Raw genomic sequence first — 18,155 nt, forward strand, 5'->3', positions numbered from 1 at the left:
GCCGTTTTTGCTGGCGACAGAGCGTTGCCTCATGGCATTTCCGGCAACTCCTGAGGGCGCAGGTCAAACACCAGCACTTCGGCATCGACACCGTTGCTCAAAGTGAGCAATTGTTCCTCACGAACCCGCACACCGTCGCCTTCCTGCAATAACTGGCCATTCAACTCTACGCTCCCGCGCGCCACATGGACGTAGGCGTAACGGTTGGCTGGCAGCTCCAGCGTGGCACTTTCCTTGCCGTCGAATAACCCGGCATAGACCCGCGCATCCTGACGAACTTTCAAGGAACCTTGGCTGCCGTCCGGTGAAATGATCAACTGCAGGCGACCGCGTTTTTTCTGCGCGCTGAAATGCTCCTGCTGGTAGCGCGGTTTGGCGCCGGCGACCTCCGGCACGATCCAGATTTGCAGAAAGTGCACCGGCTTGGTGGCCGAGTGGTTGAACTCGCTGTGCGCCACGCCGCTGCCGGCGCTCATCAACTGCACATCGCCGGGGCGGATCACCGAGCCGGTGCCGAGGGTGTCCTTGTGTTCCAGTGCGCCTTCCAGCACGTAGGAAAAAATTTCCATGTCACGGTGCGGGTGTTGCCCAAAACCTTTGCCGGCGGCGACGCGGTCATCATTGATCACCAGCAGGTCGGAGAAACCCTGCTCACGCGGGTTGCGATAACTGGCGAAGGAAAAGGTATGAAACGATTTCAACCAGCCATGATTGGCGAGACCACGGTCGGAGGCTTTGCGAAGAGTCAGCATGATGAAATCTCCTGGCGGGACGTGAATTCGTCCGAGTGAGGAGAAGGTTACTGTTTATCGAAATGCGCAATAAGTAGGTGAAAATTGAAAGACTGTCCTGATCAGGTTGACAGTTTTACGCTATGGTTCACGCATTTTTTTGCGCTGATCACGCCACTGTTGGCCATAATGGCGCGTTTGCAGCCTGCGTATTGACCTTCGAATGTGATGCCTCCCATGAAAACTGTGGCAATGGTGCTGTTCCCTGATTTCCTCATGCTCGACATGGCCGGGCCGCTGGAAGTGTTTTCGGTTGCCAATCGTTACCTCAAGCCAGAATGGCATTATCAACTGACCACCCTCGGCACCGAGCGCGGGCCGTTACGAGCGTCCAACGGGGTGCAGGTGCAAGCGGACCTGCACATTGACGACGCCGAGGCACGTTATGACCTGCTGCTCGTTCCGGGCGGGCCCGGTGCCTACAACGAAAGATTTCCGCCGTTGTTCGCCTGGCTGAAAGGCGCCGTGCCGCGCGCCGAACGGTTTGGTTCAATCTGTACCGGTGCCTTTATCCTCGGTCATGCCGGCTTGATCGACGGTTATCGGGTGACTACCCACTGGAATTACACCGAGCGATTGATCAAGGCTTTTCCGCGGGCCACGGTGGCCACCGATCAGATCTATGTCGAGGACCGCAACCTGATTACCTCGGGCGGCGTCACTGCCGGGATTGATCTGGCGCTGGCCGTGGTCGCCCGCGATCATGGCAAGAAAATCGCCCAGGACGTGGCCAAAGTCTTGTTGGTGGTGATGAAACGCCAAGGCGGGCAGGCACAGTTCAGCCCCTTGATGGCCGCCGTTTCACCGCAGGAAACCGCGATCACGCGAGTGCAGAACTACGTCCTGGAGCATCTGGACGAAGCCTTCACGGTCGAGCGCATGGCAGGGCTGGCGAACATGAGTGCACGGCACTTTGCCCGCCTGTTTATCCGCGACATCAACATGACACCGATGGCGTTTCTGCAGAACGCGCGGGTCGACTGCGCGCGCAACCTGCTGGAAACCAGTGACCTGCCGCTGAAAACCGTGGCCTATAAAAGTGGTTTCGGCAGTGTTCGACACATGCGCTCACTGTTTGCCGAAAAGCTGGGTCTGACCCCGGCACAGTACCGGGAACAGTTCAGCTAGAGCGGTTGTGTCCGTCTGGCGCAGTGGGATGTCCGTGCTGCGCCCGGCGTGGTGGTTGTAGCGTCATCGGAGCATGCCAAGATGACTGCCATGAATACTCACAACGATTTGACCCCGGCGCCGGTGCTGCGTTTTGGCCCGTATGCCTTTCATGTGCGCCAGCGCCTGATTCTTCAGGGCGACCGGCCATTGCGCATGGGCGGGCGTGCGCTGGATATTTTGCAGGTGCTGGTCGAGCGTGCGGGGCAGGTGGTCAGCAAAGAGCAATTGATCGCGCGGGTGTGGCCAACCTCCGTGGTCGAGGAGATCAACCTGCGGGTGCACATCGCAGCGCTGCGGCGTGCACTGGGCGACGGCGGTAATGGTCAGCGTTACATCGCCAACGTCCCGCAACGCGGTTACAGCTTTATCGCCCCGGTGACGTCGGACGAAGGTGAAGCGCCGCTGGCACCTGTCGCCGCGCCAACGCATCAACACAATCTACCGGCACGACTGACGCCAGTCAGCGGGCGCGATGCACTGATCGGTAGTCTGGTTCGTCAAATGCCTGTTTGCCGGTTGATGACGATTACCGGTGCGCCGGGTGTCGGAAAAACTGCCGTGGCATTGCGCGTAGCGGAATTGCTGCTGCAGTACTTTCGCGATGGCGTCTGGTGGGTCGACCTTGCCAACCTCGAGGGGAACGCGCCGCTGCTCGACCACCTGCTGCACAGTCTCGCGACTGACCTTTGCACTCTGAACGGTCGCCACGCCTTGCTGGTGCTGGATAACTGCGACCACGTTCGCGGTGGCTGTGCGGCGCTGGTCGAAACCCTCCTGCAAGCTGCGCCTCGTCTGGCCATCCTGACCACCAGCCGGGAAGCCTTGGGCGTTGAATCAGAGACTGTTCATTGCGTGCCGCTGCTGGCGATTCCCAAGCGCTCGACACTGGAAACCGTTGAAGAAGCCATGGGCTATCCGGCGGTGCAGTTGTTCGTCAGCCGTGCGCGGGCGCGGCAACATGGCTTCAGTTTGCGTAAACAGGATTTGCCCGGCGTACGCGAAATCTGCCGTCAACTGGACGGCCTGCCGCTGGCGATCGAACTTGCGGCGTCGCAGATCGACGCGCTGGGCTTGATCGGGTTACAGGCACAGGTTGAAAACGGTCTGCAGTTGCTTGGCCAAGGCCGGCGCACTGCGGTGCCGCGCCATCAATCGATGGCTGCCGCCATCGATTGGAGCTATCGGTATCTGACGGCATTGGAACAGCGCGTGCTGCTGCGTCTCTCAGTGTTCAGCACGGGGTTTACGTTGGAGGCCGCACTGAGTGTGATCAGTTGCGCGGACCTGGCCGGCTCCAGGCTGACCGCGATAATCGAAGGCCTGGCGCGCAAATCGTTGCTTATTCAGCAACCCATCCGTGCAACGGTGCGCTATTGGATGCTCAATACCGTGCGCCGCTACGCTCGTGATCAGCTTGAGTGCAGCGACGAGAAGCTCGATCTGAAGCAGCGCCATGCGCGCTATCTCAGCCGTACGCGCAGCGCTTCAGGCCGGGCACTCGTCGTGGAGGCTGTCGAGTAGCAGGCGCACCTTGCGTAAGTCCGCAGTGGCATAGCCTTCGGTGAAGCGCTGATAAATCGGGGTCAATAAATCGAGTGCCTCGCGATGGCGGGACTGGCGTTGCCATAAGTGAGCGAGGTCTGTGGCACTGCGTAACTCCCACGCCAGTGCGCCCTGGATTTTGGCAACGCTCAGAGCGTGTTGCAGTGTTTGTTCGGCTTCGCGGGTTTGGGCGGTGTCTGTCAGGGACTCTTCGCGAGCAGGCTCGCTCACACAGACGGAATCTGCGCCCGACATAAGACCCTTGTGGGAGCGAGCCTGCTCGCAAAGGGGCCTTTCGAAACCCTTCAATAATGCAACCGCCCGAGCCCGCAATATCTCTGCCGAGCTCCATCCCGCATCGCCGTTGCGCGCCCGTTCCACCAGTGCGTCATCGACAAAACGCTCATCCAGCGTAACCATGACTTCCCGGATCAAACCGCTGCTTTGCGCTGACACAGGCGTGGCGTTATCAGGGTCGATCACCTGCGCGTAATGCCGGCCCCAATTGTTGAACAACAGCACCGAATGCTTCTGTGACTGTTCCAGCAACAACTGCAACAGGGCACGAGCGTTCTGCCGGTCACCGTTGTAATGCGCAATCAGACAGCTGGCCAGCGCCAGGGTGTAGCAAATCGAGGTGCCATGGTTGATTTGCACGGCAATGTCCAGCGCCTGCCGTGCGGTGCGCCACGCTTGCTCGGGCAAACCTTGCAGCCACAACACCCGCGCGAGCACCGTCAACGAGGCGACGCTCTGGTCGTACTGCACGCCAAAGCCGTGGGTGAAGCGATTGAGGTGGCCGCTGTGCGCCATGCGCTGCAGCACTTGCTCGGCATGCACACGAGCCTGGGGCTGGTCGCCGGCATAATGCAGGGCCAGCACGCGCAAGCGATGTGTGCTCAGTGAAAGCAGCGGTTCGCCATGCACACCAATGCGGTCGAATTGCTCGCTTTGCGCCAACGCCGCGCGGTAGTGCCCGCAACTCAGATTGACCGCCATGTGCCCCGACACCGCACGCAGCTGCCCAGCGAGATCGCCGTGTGTCTCGGCCAACTGGCAGGCGTCGACGAAGGCCTCGATGGTTTGTGGCGTGCCGCCCCAGGTGTGGTAGCTGGCGCTGCCGAGCGCCAGTTTCAACGCGATTTGCAGGCGAGGGCAGGGCTCTGCTGTTTCCTCGAGCAGACTCAGCGCCCGGCGGACATAACGGCTGTAATCGCGCAGCAATGACAACTCCTGCCACAACGGTGCCGAAGCGGCTGCCAGTTGAATGCCCAGCTCATCCGGCCCCGGTCCGTTGAGGCTCCAGTCCAGCGCCGCGCGTAAATCCTCCAGGCCCCGGGCATAGCGCTCCATCCACAACACGGTCGGGGTGTTGTCCCAATCCGCTTGTGCCTGCTGCATCAAGGTCAGGCAGCGTTCGGCGTGGCGCTGGCGGGTTGCGCTGAGCTCGTCGGCCTGTTCAAGTTTTTCCAGAGCGTAATGGCGCGTGGTGTCGAGCAAGCGATAGAAAACATCTTCGTCGCCCACTTCTACGCCAAGCAGAGATTTGGCCACCAGCTGCGTGACAGCGGTGAACACGGCGCCGGGATCGATTTGTTGGCCAATCACCACCGCGGCTGCAGAGGCGAGGGTGAAGCTGCCGCGGAAAATCCCCAGCCGGCGCAGACAGGTTTGCTCGCAGGGGTTGAGCAGGTTGAAACTCCAGTCCATCGTGGCGCGCAAGGTCAAGTGGCGTTCGGCGCTGCTGTGTTGTCCGGCCGACAACGGCGGCAAACCTTCGCGCAACTGCTTGAGCAGGCCGTCCATGCCCAGTTCGCTGACCTGCGCGGCGGCAAGTTCCAGGGCCAGAGGAATACCGTCCAGGCGCTGGCAGATCTCGATCGCTTGCGGCAGTTCGGCGTGGCTCAGTTGAAAGCTTTCCCGGGCTGCCGTCGCTCGCTCGGCAAACAATTGCAGCGCAGCAAAACCCAGCGCCCGGGCCGGATCCATCGGGGTCAACAAGGATGGGCAATCGAGCGATTCCAGGCGCTGCACGAACTCGCCCTCAGCGCGCAGGCTCTCGCGGCTGGTCGCGAGGATATGCACCTTGGGCGCGCCGCGCAGAATCTCCTCGCTGAGCGACGCGACCGCATCGATCAGGTGCTCGCAGTTGTCGATCACCAGCAACATTTGCCGTTCCCGCAGGCCATCGACCAGACAAGCTTGCGCATCGCCGTCCGGTGCGGACAGATCGAGCAGCGTCGCCAGATGCGAGCCGATCAGCCCGGGATCGGCGATGGGCGCCAAATCCACCAGGCGGATGCCGTCGCGATAATGCCCGAGCAATTGTTCCGCCACACGCAGGGCCACCGTAGTTTTGCCGATCCCGCCGGGGCCGACCAGGGTGATGCAGCGTTGGCGCGGCAACTGCGCAATCAAGTGATCGACCACGGCTTGGCGGCCGATCATCCGCGTACGACGCAGCGGCAGGTTGTGTCTGGCGACGGCAACCGCAGGCTTTTGTTCGATGTTATCGAGCAGAATCGGTGCGACAAAGCTGTAGCCGCGCTGCGCCACGGTGACGATGTAGCGCTGCCCGTTCTGCCCGTCGCCGAGGGCCTTGCGCAGCGCCGCCATGTGTACGCGCAGGTTGATGTCTTCGACCACACTGTCCGGCCAGACCCCGGTCATCAATTGCTGTTTGCTGACCACTTCGCCGGCCTGCGCCAGCAAAATCAGGAGGATGTCCATCGCCCGCCGTCCCAGGCGCAAAGGCTGTTGGCCTTCAAGTAGCAATCGTTGCCCGGGATGTATCCGATAGGGGCCAAAAGCGATGGCCTGATTCGGGGGAAAACTCAACAGCGCGCTCCTGCGGTGATGCGGCGGACAGGTCGAACCAGTGCCTGGCGCAAGCGCAGGCCGTCTGATCCGGGGTGTCCGGGCATAATCCTCAGGTTTGAGCATCAGTGCAACGGGTGGCGTAACGGCAGCAGTCAAAACACCGCAGGCTGCGCAGCGTTGCTTTTCAGCTTGCCCATGACCCGACAGCGCCAGGCAAACGGATTGATGCCTTCGCTACGGGTGAACATATGGCAGAAATGCGCCTGATCGCAGAAGCCGCACTCCAGGCTGATCTGGGTCAGGCTCAGGTCGGTGTGCTGGATCAACAGCTTGGCCCGCGCCAGGCGCTGGGTGCGAATCCAGTCCTGTGGCGAGAGGCCGGTGCTGCACTTGAACGCGCGGGAGAAATGGCTGCGTGACAGTGAGCAGGCGCGGGCCAGCTCCGCCACTTCCAGACTCTCGCCCAGGCGATCGAGGATCAGTTGTTTGACGTGGCGTTCGCGCTGCGGACTGAGTCCGCCACTCGCACTTTTATGCGGTTCGCAGGCAGGGGCGAGGGCGACGGTTTGCTGCAAATAAGCCATGGCCAAGGTCCGTGTCGGTGGGGAAGGCACGGTCAGCGCATTCCCTCAGGTCAAAAAAGCAACGCTGCGCAGAGGGCTTCATTGTTGGGCGAGGGCGTAAGGCTGACGAGTTAATCGTTGTTAATTCCATCGCCGAGGCCTGAACTCAGCACATCCCTGCAAGTCTGCGCCCGCCGAGTTGCGGCACGATCACAGCAAGGGTGGCCGCTGTCGGCCAGATCAAGGGGAGATCCAATGAAAGGCATGTTTAACGCAGCGGCGGCCCTGGCGGGCGTTCTGGCCACGTCCAGCGCCATGGCACAGGCGCCGCAGGTCGGCACCCAGGCACCGGGCTATTTCCGCCTGGCCGTGGGCGATTACGAAGTCACCGCGTTGTTCGACGGCTATAACGATTTGTCGCCAAAGCTCTTGCAGGGCATGAGCCAGAGCCAGATTCGCGCGCTGCTGGCGCGTCGTTCGATTGAAACCCCGGGCGTGCAGACTGCGTTCAATGCTTTTCTGGTCAATACCGGCAAGCAACTGATTCTCGTCGACACCGGTGCGGGGCAGTGCATTGGCGCCACGGCGGGGCAGCTTTCGGCCAACATGCAGGCCGCCGGTTACAAGCCTGAGCAGGTCGACACGATTCTGCTGACGCACCTGCACCTCGATCACGTTTGCGGCCTGGTCGATGCGCAAAAGCAGCCGCTGTTTGCCAACGCCACGGTGTACGCCGCCCAGGCCGAGGCCGATTACTGGCTTGATCCGGCGGCGTTGGCCAAGGCGCCGGCGGGTGCCAAAGCGTTCTTCCAGATTGCCCAGGACTCCACGGCACCCTACGTTGCCGCCGGGCGCTTCAAGACGTTCGCTGCGGGGCAGTCGCCGCTGCCGGGGCTGGTCGAGGCGACGCTTGAGGCCGGACACACGCCGGGCAGCACGACCTATCGTTTTACCTCGCAGCAGCAGAGCATCGTGTTCATGGGCGATCTGGTGCACAACCTCGCCGTGCAGTTCCTCCATCCGGAGGTGTCGATCGGTTTTGACGTCAACAGTCAGCAGGCGATCAACAGTCGTCAGGCCGTGTTCAGCGCGGCCGCGACGAGCAAGACGTGGGTGACGGCGGCGCACTTGCCGTTTCCGGGGATTGGTCACATCGCCGCCGAAGGCAAGCACTTCCAATGGGTGCCGGTGGAATATGGCCCTTACAAACGCGCGGCCAAGGTGCCGTTGATCGAGTAAAGTGCACAGCGTCCCGCCTGCATGAAACCGCTGACACCGATAAGGAAACCTCGCCCATGAACCGTAACGATCTGCGCCGCGTCGACATGAACCTGCTGGTGATTTTCGAAGCGCTGATGTTCGAAAAGAACCTGACCCGCGTCGCTGAAAAACTGTTCATGGGCCAGCCTGCGGTGAGTGCGGCGCTGGGGCGGTTACGCGATCTGTTCGATGATCCGTTGCTGCTGCGCAACGGTCGCGGCATGGAACCGACCGCGCGGGCGCTGGCGATTCTCAAGGAGCTGCAACCGGCGATGGACGTGATTTCCGGTGCGGTCAGCCGGGCCAAGGAATTCGAACCGGCGAGCAGTTGCGACGTGTTCCGCATCGGTTTGTCGGATGACGCCGAGTTCGGCCTGTTTCCGCCATTGCTGCGCCAGCTCCAGCAAGAGGCGCCGGGCATCGTCGTGGTGGTGCGCCGCGCCAACTATCTGTTGATGCCGGCGCTGTTGGCCTCGGGGGAAATCTCCGTGGGCGTCAGCTACACCACGGATCTGCCGGCCAATGCCAAGCGCAAAAAGCTGCGCGACATTCCCTGCAAGGTTTTGCGCGGCGACGACCGTCCGGGGCCGCTGACGCTGGACGAATACTGCGAGCGTCCGCATGCGATGGTGTCGTTTTCCGGCGACCTGAGCGGCAATATCGACATGGACCTGGCGAAGATCGGCCGCTGCCGCCGCGTCGTGCTGGGCGTGCCGCAGTTCAGCGGCTTGCGCGCCTTGCTCGCTGGCACCGAAATGATCGCCACCGTGCCGGATTACGCCGCTTGTGCCCTGGTTGAAGGCTGCGCCTTGCGCGCCGAAGACCCACCGTTTCCGATCGATGCCGCGCAATTGTCGATGGCCTGGAGCGGGGTGCATGACAACGATCCGGCGGAGAAATGGCTGCGCTCGCGGATCAGCCAATTCATGGCCGCGCCGCTGGATATCCCGGCGATCTAAGTCCCGCACCGAGTTACTGATCGTTCCCATGCTCTGCGTGGGAATGCCTCAACGGACGCTCCGCGTTCGGCTCTGGAAGGGACGCGGAGCGTCCCGGGCTGCATTCCCACGCGGAGCGTGGGAACGATCAATCCCGGTCCATCGCAGAACTAAGCACACCCATCCAATTTCTCGCGCCGCGGCCTTGGCATGATTCCCCTCAATGACATTCAAAGGGTCGGGTCATGATTGCTTCGAGGGATGAACAGGCGCGCGACGTCGGGTTGCTGTTCCTGCGGGTCAGCGGCGGGTTGTTTCTGTTGTGGGTGCATGGCTTGCCCAAGCTGCTGGACTTCACGGCGCAACTGCAGCTGATCGAAGACCCGTTTCACCTCGGTGCGCACCTCACCCTGATTCTGGCGATCTTCGCCGAAGTCCTCTGTCCGCTGCTGATCGTTGCCGGGGTTCTGGCGCGTCTGGCCTGCTTGCCTATTCTCTTTGTGCTGCTGGTGGCGTTGCTGGTTGTGCATCCGCAATGGAGTGTGGCCGAAGGGCAGTTCGGCTGGCTGCTGTTGATCCTCTTCACCACTGTATTGATCGCCGGGCCCGGACGGCTGGCGATTCCTGTTCGTTTGCCCGGAGTGCTGCGTTATGCCTGAAGTCCTGAATCAACAAGCACCGGGGGCCGATGAGACTGTCACGCTGATCATCAAACACTCGGTCAAGGCCGGTTTCGAGTCGGCCTATGAAGCGTGGTTGCGCAATATCGTGCGCGTGGCCGGCCAGCGCGAAGGGCATCTGGGTGTGGACGTGGTGCGCGGCAAGCGCGGGCGTCTGGATTTTTACACCTGTGTGCTGCGCTTCAGCTCCACCGAAGCGATGCAAGGCTGGCTGCAGTCGTCTGAGCGTCAGGCACTGGTCGCCGAAGCCGCGCCGATGCTGGCGGATGGTGATCAGACCGAAGTCGCGCCGGTCAATGAATTCTGGTTCACCCCTCTGGCCGAAGCCGGCTCGCCACCGCCGCGCTGGAAGCAGGCTGTCGTCACCCTGCTGGTGATTTTGCCGCATACCTTGCTGGTGCCGCTGATCTGGGGCCCGCTGCTCGCGCTGCATCCGCTTCTGTCCAACTACGTGGTCGCGACGTTCCTGATCACCCTGACCATCGTGCTTTCGGTGGTTTATGTAGTGATGCCGCCAGTCACGCGTTTGTTCACCCCATGGCTGGAAGCCAGCCAGGCCCATGAACACCTCGATTCCCAAGAAACCTCGCCGCGTTGAGCGTGAGGTTTGCTGACTTTTACTTTTGCTTGAGGAACTGCGATGAGCGCCGATCTGATTTTATTCAATGGCCAATTTCATACCGTAGATCGCGAAAAACCACTGGCCAGCGCCGTGGCGATCAAGGACGGGCGCTTCGTCGCCGTCGGTAACGATGCCGAGGCCATGGCCCTCAAAGGCAGCGCCACGCAAGTGGTCGACATGAAGGGACGCTGCGTCATTCCCGGCCTCAACGACTCGCACTTGCACCTGATTCGTGGCGGCTTGAACTACAACCTCGAACTGCGCTGGGAAGGCGTGCCGTCGCTGGCCGATGCACTGCGCATGCTCAAGGATCAGGCCGATCGCACACCGACGCCGCAGTGGGTGCGCGTGGTCGGTGGCTGGAACGAATTCCAGTTCGCCGAAAAACGCATGCCAACCCTTGAAGAAATCAACCAGGCCGCGCCGGACACCCCGGTGTTCATCCTGCACCTGTATGACCGCGCCTTGCTCAACCGCGCTGCTTTGCGCGTGGCCGGCTACACCCGCGACACGCCAAACCCGCCGGGCGGTGAGATCGTTCGCGACAGTAACGGCAACCCGACCGGCATGCTGGTTGCGCGGCCGAACGCGATGATTCTCTACTCGACCCTGGCCAAGGGGCCGAAGCTGCCGCTGGAATACCAGGTCAACTCGACCCGCCAGTTCATGCGCGAACTCAATCGCCTCGGCCTGACCAGTGCGATCGATGCCGGCGGTGGTTTCCAGAACTACCCGGACGATTACCAAGTGATCGAGCAACTGGCCAAAGACGACCAGTTGACCGTACGCATCGCCTACAACCTGTTCACCCAAAAACCGAAAGAAGAGCTGACCGATTTCCAGAACTGGACCGGCAGCGTCAAATTGCACCAGGGCGACGACTTCCTGCGCCACAACGGCGCAGGCGAGATGCTGGTGTTCTCCGCCGCCGACTTCGAAGACTTCCTCGAACCGCGCCCGGATCTGCCGCAGACCATGGAACAAGAGCTGGAGCCGGTGGTGCGCCACTTGGTCGAGCAACGCTGGCCGTTCCGTCTGCACGCCACGTACAACGAATCGATCAGCCGCATGCTCGACGTGTTCGAGAAGGTCAACCGTGACATTCCGTTCAACGGTTTGCCATGGTTCTTCGACCACGCTGAAACCATCACCCCGCAAAACATCGAGCGGGTGAAAGCGCTGGGCGGCGGCATCGCGATTCAGGACCGCATGGCGTTCCAGGGCGAATACTTCGTCGATCGTTACGGCAAGCAAGCCGCCGAAGCCACGCCGCCGATCAAGCGCATGCTTGCCGAAGGCGTGCCGGTCGGCGCCGGCACCGACGCCACCCGCGTCTCCAGCTACAACCCGTGGACGTCGCTGTACTGGATGGTCAGCGGCCGCACCGTCGGCGGTCTGGCCCTGTACGAAGAAGGTTTGCCACGCGCCACCGCGCTGGAGTTGTTCACCCACGGCAGCGCCTGGTTCTCCTCGGAGCAGGGCAAGAAAGGCCAGATTCGTGTCGGCCAACTGGCAGATATGGCGGCGCTGAGCGCGGACTTCTTCAGCGTTGAGGAAGAAGCGATCAAGTGGATCGAATCGGTCATGACTGTGGTGGGCGGCAAGATCGTTTACGCCGCGGGTGACTTCGAAGACCTCGGCCCGCGCTCGATTCCGGTACTGCCGGATTGGTCGCCGGTGGTCAAGGTCCCGGGTCACTGGCGCCCGAACTCGCCGCTGCAGGCGCAGGTTCACCAGTGCAGCGGGCCGTGCGCCGTGCACACCCACAGCCATGAAAAGGCGCGGATGTCGAACGCGCCGGTCAGCGACTTCGCTGGTTTCTGGGGCGCGTTCGGCTGTTCCTGCTTCGCATTCTGAGTTTGAAAAAAGCGTCGGCCAGCGGGGTCGGCGCTTCCCGCAACAACCATCCCTCCAGGAGTTTTGCCATGAGCGTTCCTTACAAGCGTTTGAACAAAGATGATGCCGTCGTACTGCTGGTCGATCACCAGACCGGTCTGATCTCGCTGGTGCAGGATTTCTCGCCGAACGAGTTCAAGAACAACGTGCTGGCACTGGGCGACATCGCCAAGTTCTTCAAGCTGCCAACCATTCTGACCACCAGCTTCGATGCCGGTCCCAACGGCCCGATCGTGCCTGAGCTGCTCGAGCAATTCCCGGACGCACCGTTCATTCAGCGTCCAGGCCAGATCAATGCCTGGGACAACGAAGACTTCGTCAAAGCGATCAAGGCCACCGGCCGCAAGCAACTGATCATCGCTGGCGTAGTGACTGATGTCTGCGTGGCATTCCCGACCCTGTCGGCGATTGCTGAAGGCTTCGAAGTGTTTGTGGTGACTGACTCGTCGGGCACGTTCAACACTACCGTGCAGCAAGCAGCTTGGGCGCGGATGTCGGCTGCCGGTGCACATTTGATGAACTGGTTCGCCGTGGCGTGCGAGCTGCAGGGCGACTGGCGCAACGACATGGAAGGTCTGGCGCATCTGCTGTCCGAGCGTCTGCCTAACTATCGCAACCTGATCAACAGCTATACCAAGTTCACTGCCAAGTAAGAAGATCAAAAGATCGCAGCCTTCGGCAGCTCCTACATGGGAACGCGTTTTCCCTGTAGGAGCTGCCGATGGCTGCGATCTTTTGCTTTCAACGCTTCTGCAACCACCCCAAAAAACCACCTTTCTTCACCGCCACCGGTTTGGCCATCAACGCGAGGCGACTGTTCTGCTGACGCACCGCCTGCAGTTTGTTCAAGGCCCGGCCGACTTCGCTGCGCTTGTCCATGCACTCACGGGTCAACTGTTTGTCGAGGCGATAGATGATGCTCGACGTCAGCGCCGTGAACGTCGCCTGCGACGGTGTATCGGCAAGAATGCTTTGCTCACCCATGACTTCGCTCGGGCCCATGCGCCCGGCCTCGGTCTGGTCATTACCGTCCGGCACCGTCGCGCTGACCACACCCGTGGCAATCACGAACAGGCTATCCGGCACCTCGTCCAGACCCAGCACCACCTGGCCCGCCGTGTACTGCTGCGCAACCATCGATTCGGCGAGGCGATCGCGTTCTTCACTGCTCAACGAACGGAAAATCTTCACTTCATCCAGCAACGCGCGGGCGCGGCTCGACGGTTCGATGACACCGTCGGGATGCCGCGAAATCCCCGCTGCTTCGAGATGACGGTGGGCGAGGTCGAACAGCTGATTGCGCACTTCGCTTTTCTTGCCCAGCTCGGCGATAAAACCGCTGGCAACGTACTCGGACATGGTTTCGCCGGCTTCTTTGAGCACTGCTTTCGGCGCGGGGCTGAGCAACAGCGAACTGCTGCCCTGCAAGGTCCGATCAAGCGCATCGAGCACCCGACGCGGACGGATATGGTTCGGCACCTGGATGCTGATCGACACACCGTGCATGTTGCTCGGCCGGCTGAGGTTGACGATCTTCGCCTTGGCCGCCACCGAGTTCGGTACCACGGCCATGGTCCCGGCGCTGGTCAGCAGGTGGGTGGCGCGCCAATCGATATCGAAGACCTTGCCTTCGACGCCATCGATCATCACCAGATCGTCTACCTGATAGGGCTTGGTGGTGTTGAGGACGATGCCGGAAAACACATCGGCCAAGGTGCTTTGCAGCGCCAGGCCGACAACGATCGCGACCACCCCGGACGTTGCCAGCAGCCCTTTGACCGGCAGTTCCAGCACGTAGCCGGCCGCCGCGACAATCGCGACCAGAAACACCAGCGCGCCGATGACATCCTGCAGCAAGCGACCGCTGTGACCGATGCGGCGCATCAACGCCAGGCCGATCACTTCGGTCAGCACCCTTGCGGCGTACAGCCACCAGAGAATCCCCAACGCCGTCGCGCCCAGTTGTGCCACGCGATCATCGGCGAACAGCGGTGCCTGCAACGGGCTGACACCGGCGTTGATCACCAGCGCGCTGAATGCCAGAAACAACACCAGACGTACGCCGACTCGCGGTGCGCGATGGGAGAAAGGCGAGAAATGCCAGAGTGCGGCGTCGAGCAGCAACAGCATGGCGCTCCAGGACAGCAGGTGGGTGAGGAAAAAGGACATGACAATCTCCGGCGTTACATAAGTATTGGCGAAGGGCATTTGTGGCGAGGGAGCTTGCTCCCGCCGGGTTGCGCAGCAGCCCCAAAATCGTCCATGCCGCGAAGATTTTGTGAGTGCTGCGCCCTCAAGCGCGAGCAAGCTCTCTCGCCACAGGGCGTCGCCTCAGTTCAGATGAGTCTTCAGTTCCGCCGCCGCCTGACGAACCGCCGCTTTCACTTCGGGAATCTGGCTCAGCGGATTGAGCAGGCCAAAGTCATGAATCATCCCGTTGTAGCGCACCGAGGTCACCGGTACGCCAGCGGCATCCAGATGCCGCGCGTAGCCTTCGCCTTCGTCACGCAGCACGTCGAACTCGGCGGTCTGCACCAGCGCGGCGGGCAGGCCCTTGAGCTGTTCGGTAGTGGCGTTGAGTGGCGAGGCATGGATCTGCGCACGCTCGGCCGGGTGGGTGGTGTAGCTGTCCCAGAACCACCGCATCATGCCCATGGTGAGGAAGTGACCCTCGGCAAATTGCTGGTACGAGCCGTCATCGAATTGCGCGTTGGTCACCGGCCACATCAACAGCTGGAAACGCAGCGCCGGGGCTTTCTGCTCCTTGGCCATCAACGCCACCACCGCCGCCATGTTGCCGCCGACGCTGTTGCCGGCTACCGCCAGACGCTTTCCGTCGACACCGATCTCCTTGCCGTGCTCGGCCACCCATTTTGTCGCGGCGTAAGCCTGGTTGATCGCGGTCGGGTACTGCGCTTCCGGCGACGGCGTGTAATCGACATACACCGCAACAGCGCCCGAGCCGACCACCAGATCACGAATCAAACGCTGGTGCGTCGGGAAGTCCCCCAGCACCCAGCCGCCGCCATGGAAAAACATGAACACCGGCAATTCGCCTTTGACCTTGGCCGGGCGCACCACTTTCAGATTGATCGTCTGGCCATCAACCTTGATCGCCTTGTCGCTGACTTCCACGCCGGAGAGATCAACCTTCACCGAAGCCTGCGCACCGGTCAGCACTGCACGGGCGTCTTTCGGGCTCAGTTGCTCCAGCGGACGACCGCCGCCGGCGGCGAGGGCATCAAGGAACGCTTGAGTGTTGTGTTCCACGCCAGGGCTGCCGGCGGCAAAGGCGCTGCTGACGGACAGAGCGAGGACGGACGCGGCGAGGGTTTTCTTGATGTTCATGCTCAATTCCATTTTTAGATGTGATGCAGGAACTGCCGAAGGCTGCGATCTGATCGTTCCCACGCTCTGCGTGGGAATGCAGCCGGGGACGCTCCGCGTCCCAACGATCAGATGGCAGCCTTCGGCAGCGCCTACGTGTTCAGGGTTGTTTTCAAACCGTGAGCACAGATTAATGGGCTGCTGAGAAGCGAAAAAGCGGCTATAAAGCGTTTAACTGTCCACCAGAGAGCGACAATGAACCCGTTCGAAGACATGCGTATTTTTTGCCAGGTCATGGACTCCGGCAGTTTCACCGCCGCTGCCGACCAGTTGGGTCTGTCCAAGCAATTCGTCAGCCGCCGCTTGATGCAACTGGAAGAACGCCTCGGGGTGCGTTTATTGAATCGCTCGACACGTCGTCTCGACGTCACGCCGCTGGGGCAGAGCTATTACGAATCGGCGCTGCGTTTGCTTGGCGAGGTGGAACAGGTCGAGCAGGGCATCGCCGGCGAGACCGCCGAGCCACGCGGGACAATTCGCCTGAGCGCGCCGCTGTCGTTTGCCGTCGCGCACCTGGGTTGCCTGTTGCCGCTGTTTCTGCAGCGTTACCGCGAGGTCACCGTCGAGGTGGACCTGAGCGACCGACCGGTCGACCTGCTTGGCGAGGGCTACGACCTGGCCCTGCGCATCGGTGTACTGGAAGACTCGACGCTGATCGCTCGGCGCCTCGCCAGCATCGAGCGGGTCTATTGCGCCAGCCCGGCGTACCTCGCCGAACGCGGTACACCGCTCAAGCCTGAAGACTTGCACAGCCACGACTGCCTGCCATACGGCCATGGGCGCTCGGTGCAATGGCGCTTTAACGAAGGGCCGGGCAAACCGGTGCTGGTCAACGTCACCGGACGCATGCGCGTGAACAATGGCGAACTGCTGCGGGACGCGGCGGTGCAGGGGATGGGGATTACCTATCTGCCGACGTTCATCGTCGGCGCGGCGCTGAAAGACGGACGGCTGGTGCCGGTGCTGGATGATCTACGCCCGGAACCGCTGACCCTGTCGGCGGTTTATCCGCAGCATCGTCAGGCCTCAAGGCCGGTGCAGGCGCTGGTGGAGTTTCTGCGTGAACGGCTTAATCAGAGCCATGTGAATCTTTGATCGTGCGGCTTCTCAGGCAAGCGGTGTGTTATCGAACGAGCGAACATCACACCGTTTTTTCCAGCGACGCCGTTATGGATATTCCTGTCGAGTATGCAAAACGCTCAGAATCTCGATTCGGTCCGTCACCTCATAAATCACCACGTAATTAGGATGTACAACGATTTCCCGAGTGCCGGGAGATCGACCTTTACTGTAGAGACGGGGATGAACAGAGAGTGAGGTTGTGGATTCTTCAATGGATTTCGAGAGACTCACTGCGGCTGCAAAGTTTCTCTCGCCAATGTATCTGAGGATGTTCGACAGATCGGCCTTGGCTTCGGGCCGCCATTTAATCTGCATCGGCCTTTTTTCGCATGGACTCGATCAACGCATGCATTTGCGCCATCACTTCGTCATGCGCGAAGCTCGGACGTGGGTCATCTCTTGACGCCTGCACTTTGGCTCGCAGCCAGCGATCATGACTGGCAGCCTGCTCTTCGCTTTCAAACTCTGAATCAGCGGGGAAGATTTTGCTGTCCATAGTGCCTCCGGGATCAATGCCTGGCAGTCTATTCGGTAGAGGGATTGCTGTCGTCGTTGTCTGGATGAATTGCATCTTGGTCGAGCTCCATGAATATCTGTAGTTCGACAAATCCTAGTCTGAGCGCTTCCGACGGCCAACCGACGGGAGATGTAGGAAAACGGTTGGGGTTTCCCGTGTGCCTTCCTTTTTCTGTAGGACTCGCTGTTTCGCGCCGTGTGGCGGACTTACAACATTGCAACAACCGCCACCCCGCGTCTGTTCTAGACTCATGCTGCTCAATCACCCGCTGTCCGCAATATCGAGGAGTCAACTGACATGGCCACGGCAACGAAACCCCGATCCGTGACCGCCCATGTACCGGTGCAACTGGCCGAGAAGGTCGATCTGATAGCCGAACGTCTGGAACGCTCGCACAGCTGTATTGTGAAGCAGGCATCGAGCGCCTGGATTGATCAAGAGGAAGAGCGCAGCCGTTTGACGCATGAAGCCTTGGCTGACGTGGACGCCGGGCGCGTCATTGATCATCAATCAGTGCAGATATGGGTCGACAGCTTGAGTTGCGATACGCCTCGCAAGACACCACTTTGAAATGGAGGCGAAGTGGGCGAGAAGGACTTTCCGATCTGAGCACGTAGCCGATCGCGCGAAGGAACTCTTCGCTGTCTCCGTCTGCTAGCACCTGAGACAGGTATTCGCTGATGGCTTCGTCACTGTCCAGCAGCGCGACCATGTCGAAATTCGTCAAAGTCTGGCTCATGGTTAAACCTCCTTTGCCATTTTTTGTGCGCGTCGGATGTCTGCGCTTTGTGAGGATTTGTCGCCTCCGATGCTGTGCTTGACTGTATCCAAGTGGATACGGATAAAC

17 protein-coding genes and 1 pseudogene are annotated in these 18,155 nt (G+C 61.0%); 10 read left to right on the top strand and 8 right to left on the bottom strand.

Features of this window, described 5'->3' with window-relative positions:
- Nucleotides 1–29 precede the first annotated feature (29 nt).
- The gene (locus tag HU755_RS21370; RefSeq protein ID WP_186636209.1) at nt 30–752 is read right to left on the bottom strand and encodes a pirin family protein; all 723 of its coding nucleotides are present in this window, start codon (nt 750–752) and stop codon (nt 30–32) included.
- Between the two features lie 216 nt (nt 753–968).
- Between HU755_RS21370 and HU755_RS21375 the strand changes: the two genes are divergently transcribed.
- Nucleotides 969–1,919, top strand: coding sequence for a GlxA family transcriptional regulator (locus tag HU755_RS21375; RefSeq protein ID WP_186636212.1), 951 nt, complete (start codon nt 969–971; stop codon nt 1,917–1,919).
- Between the two features lie 90 nt (nt 1,920–2,009).
- Nucleotides 2,010–3,482: a winged helix-turn-helix domain-containing protein gene (locus HU755_RS21380; RefSeq protein ID WP_186636216.1), complete on the top strand. Its 1,473-nt coding sequence runs from the start codon at nt 2,010–2,012 to the stop codon at nt 3,480–3,482.
- On the opposite strand, the gene HU755_RS21385 is transcribed toward HU755_RS21380, so the two are convergent.
- Together HU755_RS21385 and HU755_RS21390 are read right to left on the bottom strand one after the other, a co-directional pair.
- Complete coding sequence (locus tag HU755_RS21385) at nt 3,447–6,341, bottom strand: winged helix-turn-helix domain-containing protein (RefSeq protein WP_186636219.1); 2,895 nt, start codon at nt 6,339–6,341, stop codon at nt 3,447–3,449. The two genes, HU755_RS21380 and HU755_RS21385, sit on opposite strands and share 36 nt — an antisense overlap.
- A gap of 134 nt (nt 6,342–6,475) precedes the next feature.
- Nucleotides 6,476–6,907 carry a helix-turn-helix domain-containing protein gene (locus HU755_RS21390; protein ID WP_186552277.1) on the bottom strand — a complete coding sequence of 144 codons (432 nt, stop codon included), beginning with the start codon at nt 6,905–6,907 and terminating at the stop codon, nt 6,476–6,478.
- A 243-nt stretch (nt 6,908–7,150) separates the two neighbouring features.
- On the opposite strand from HU755_RS21390, the gene HU755_RS21395 reads away from it, so the two are divergent.
- The 6 genes from HU755_RS21395 (at nt 7,151) to ycaC (ending at nt 12,935) form a co-directional block, all read left to right on the top strand.
- The gene (locus tag HU755_RS21395) at nt 7,151–8,125 is read left to right on the top strand and encodes an MBL fold metallo-hydrolase (protein WP_238350026.1); all 975 of its coding nucleotides are present in this window, start codon (nt 7,151–7,153) and stop codon (nt 8,123–8,125) included.
- A gap of 56 nt (nt 8,126–8,181) precedes the next feature.
- Nucleotides 8,182–9,105 carry a LysR family transcriptional regulator gene (locus tag HU755_RS21400; protein WP_186636226.1) on the top strand — a complete coding sequence of 308 codons (924 nt, stop codon included), beginning with the start codon at nt 8,182–8,184 and terminating at the stop codon, nt 9,103–9,105.
- Nucleotides 9,106–9,329: 224 nt separating this feature from the next.
- On the top strand, nt 9,330–9,743 hold the full coding sequence (locus HU755_RS21405; RefSeq protein WP_186552589.1) for a DoxX family protein: 414 nt from the start codon (nt 9,330–9,332) through the stop codon (nt 9,741–9,743).
- The gene (locus tag HU755_RS21410) at nt 9,736–10,362 is read left to right on the top strand and encodes an antibiotic biosynthesis monooxygenase (RefSeq protein ID WP_186636229.1); all 627 of its coding nucleotides are present in this window, start codon (nt 9,736–9,738) and stop codon (nt 10,360–10,362) included. Before HU755_RS21405 ends, HU755_RS21410 begins: the two co-directional genes overlap by 8 nt.
- A gap of 42 nt (nt 10,363–10,404) precedes the next feature.
- Complete coding sequence (locus tag HU755_RS21415) at nt 10,405–12,243, top strand: amidohydrolase (protein WP_186552587.1); 1,839 nt, start codon at nt 10,405–10,407, stop codon at nt 12,241–12,243.
- Between the two features lie 68 nt (nt 12,244–12,311).
- Nucleotides 12,312–12,935 carry an isochorismate family cysteine hydrolase YcaC gene (ycaC, locus tag HU755_RS21420; protein ID WP_016774080.1) on the top strand — a complete coding sequence of 208 codons (624 nt, stop codon included), beginning with the start codon at nt 12,312–12,314 and terminating at the stop codon, nt 12,933–12,935.
- Nucleotides 12,936–13,023: 88 nt separating this feature from the next.
- On the opposite strand, the gene HU755_RS21425 is transcribed toward ycaC, so the two are convergent.
- Both HU755_RS21425 and HU755_RS21430 read right to left on the bottom strand, forming a co-directional pair.
- Nucleotides 13,024–14,451 (bottom strand): mechanosensitive ion channel family protein, encoded by a 1,428-nt coding sequence (locus HU755_RS21425; protein ID WP_186636232.1) that lies wholly within the window; start codon nt 14,449–14,451, stop codon nt 13,024–13,026.
- A gap of 162 nt (nt 14,452–14,613) precedes the next feature.
- Entirely contained in the window at nt 14,614–15,630 is a 1,017-nt protein-coding gene (locus HU755_RS21430; protein WP_186636235.1) for an alpha/beta hydrolase, read from the bottom strand.
- A gap of 234 nt (nt 15,631–15,864) precedes the next feature.
- Here HU755_RS21430 and HU755_RS21435 point away from each other — a divergent pair, with 234 nt between their 5' ends.
- Nucleotides 15,865–16,764, top strand: a complete 900-nt coding sequence (locus tag HU755_RS21435) for a LysR family transcriptional regulator (protein WP_186552585.1) — start codon at nt 15,865–15,867, stop codon at nt 16,762–16,764.
- A 72-nt stretch (nt 16,765–16,836) separates the two neighbouring features.
- Here HU755_RS21435 and HU755_RS21440 read toward each other — a convergent pair whose 3' ends face one another.
- Both HU755_RS21440 and HU755_RS21445 read right to left on the bottom strand, forming a co-directional pair.
- Complete coding sequence (locus tag HU755_RS21440; protein WP_186636238.1) at nt 16,837–17,106, bottom strand: type II toxin-antitoxin system RelE/ParE family toxin; 270 nt, start codon at nt 17,104–17,106, stop codon at nt 16,837–16,839.
- Nucleotides 17,096–17,287 (bottom strand): antitoxin, encoded by a 192-nt coding sequence (locus HU755_RS21445; protein WP_186552583.1) that lies wholly within the window; start codon nt 17,285–17,287, stop codon nt 17,096–17,098. Before HU755_RS21445 ends, HU755_RS21440 begins: the two co-directional genes overlap by 11 nt.
- Before the next feature lie 318 nt (nt 17,288–17,605).
- On the opposite strand from HU755_RS21445, the gene HU755_RS21450 reads away from it, so the two are divergent.
- On the top strand, nt 17,606–17,878 hold the full coding sequence (locus HU755_RS21450; RefSeq protein ID WP_186623204.1) for a CopG family ribbon-helix-helix protein: 273 nt from the start codon (nt 17,606–17,608) through the stop codon (nt 17,876–17,878).
- 31 nt (nt 17,879–17,909) lie between these two features.
- On the opposite strand, the pseudogene HU755_RS27560 reads toward HU755_RS21450, so the two are convergent.
- Nucleotides 17,910–18,047, bottom strand: a pseudogene (locus HU755_RS27560) (DNA-binding protein); the annotation flags it as partial.
- Between the last annotated feature and the right edge of the window lie 108 nt (nt 18,048–18,155).

It is taken from the genome of Pseudomonas sp. SWRI111 (assembly GCF_014268555.1).
Taxonomy (GTDB): Bacteria; Pseudomonadota; Gammaproteobacteria; order Pseudomonadales; family Pseudomonadaceae; genus Aquipseudomonas; species Aquipseudomonas hamedanensis.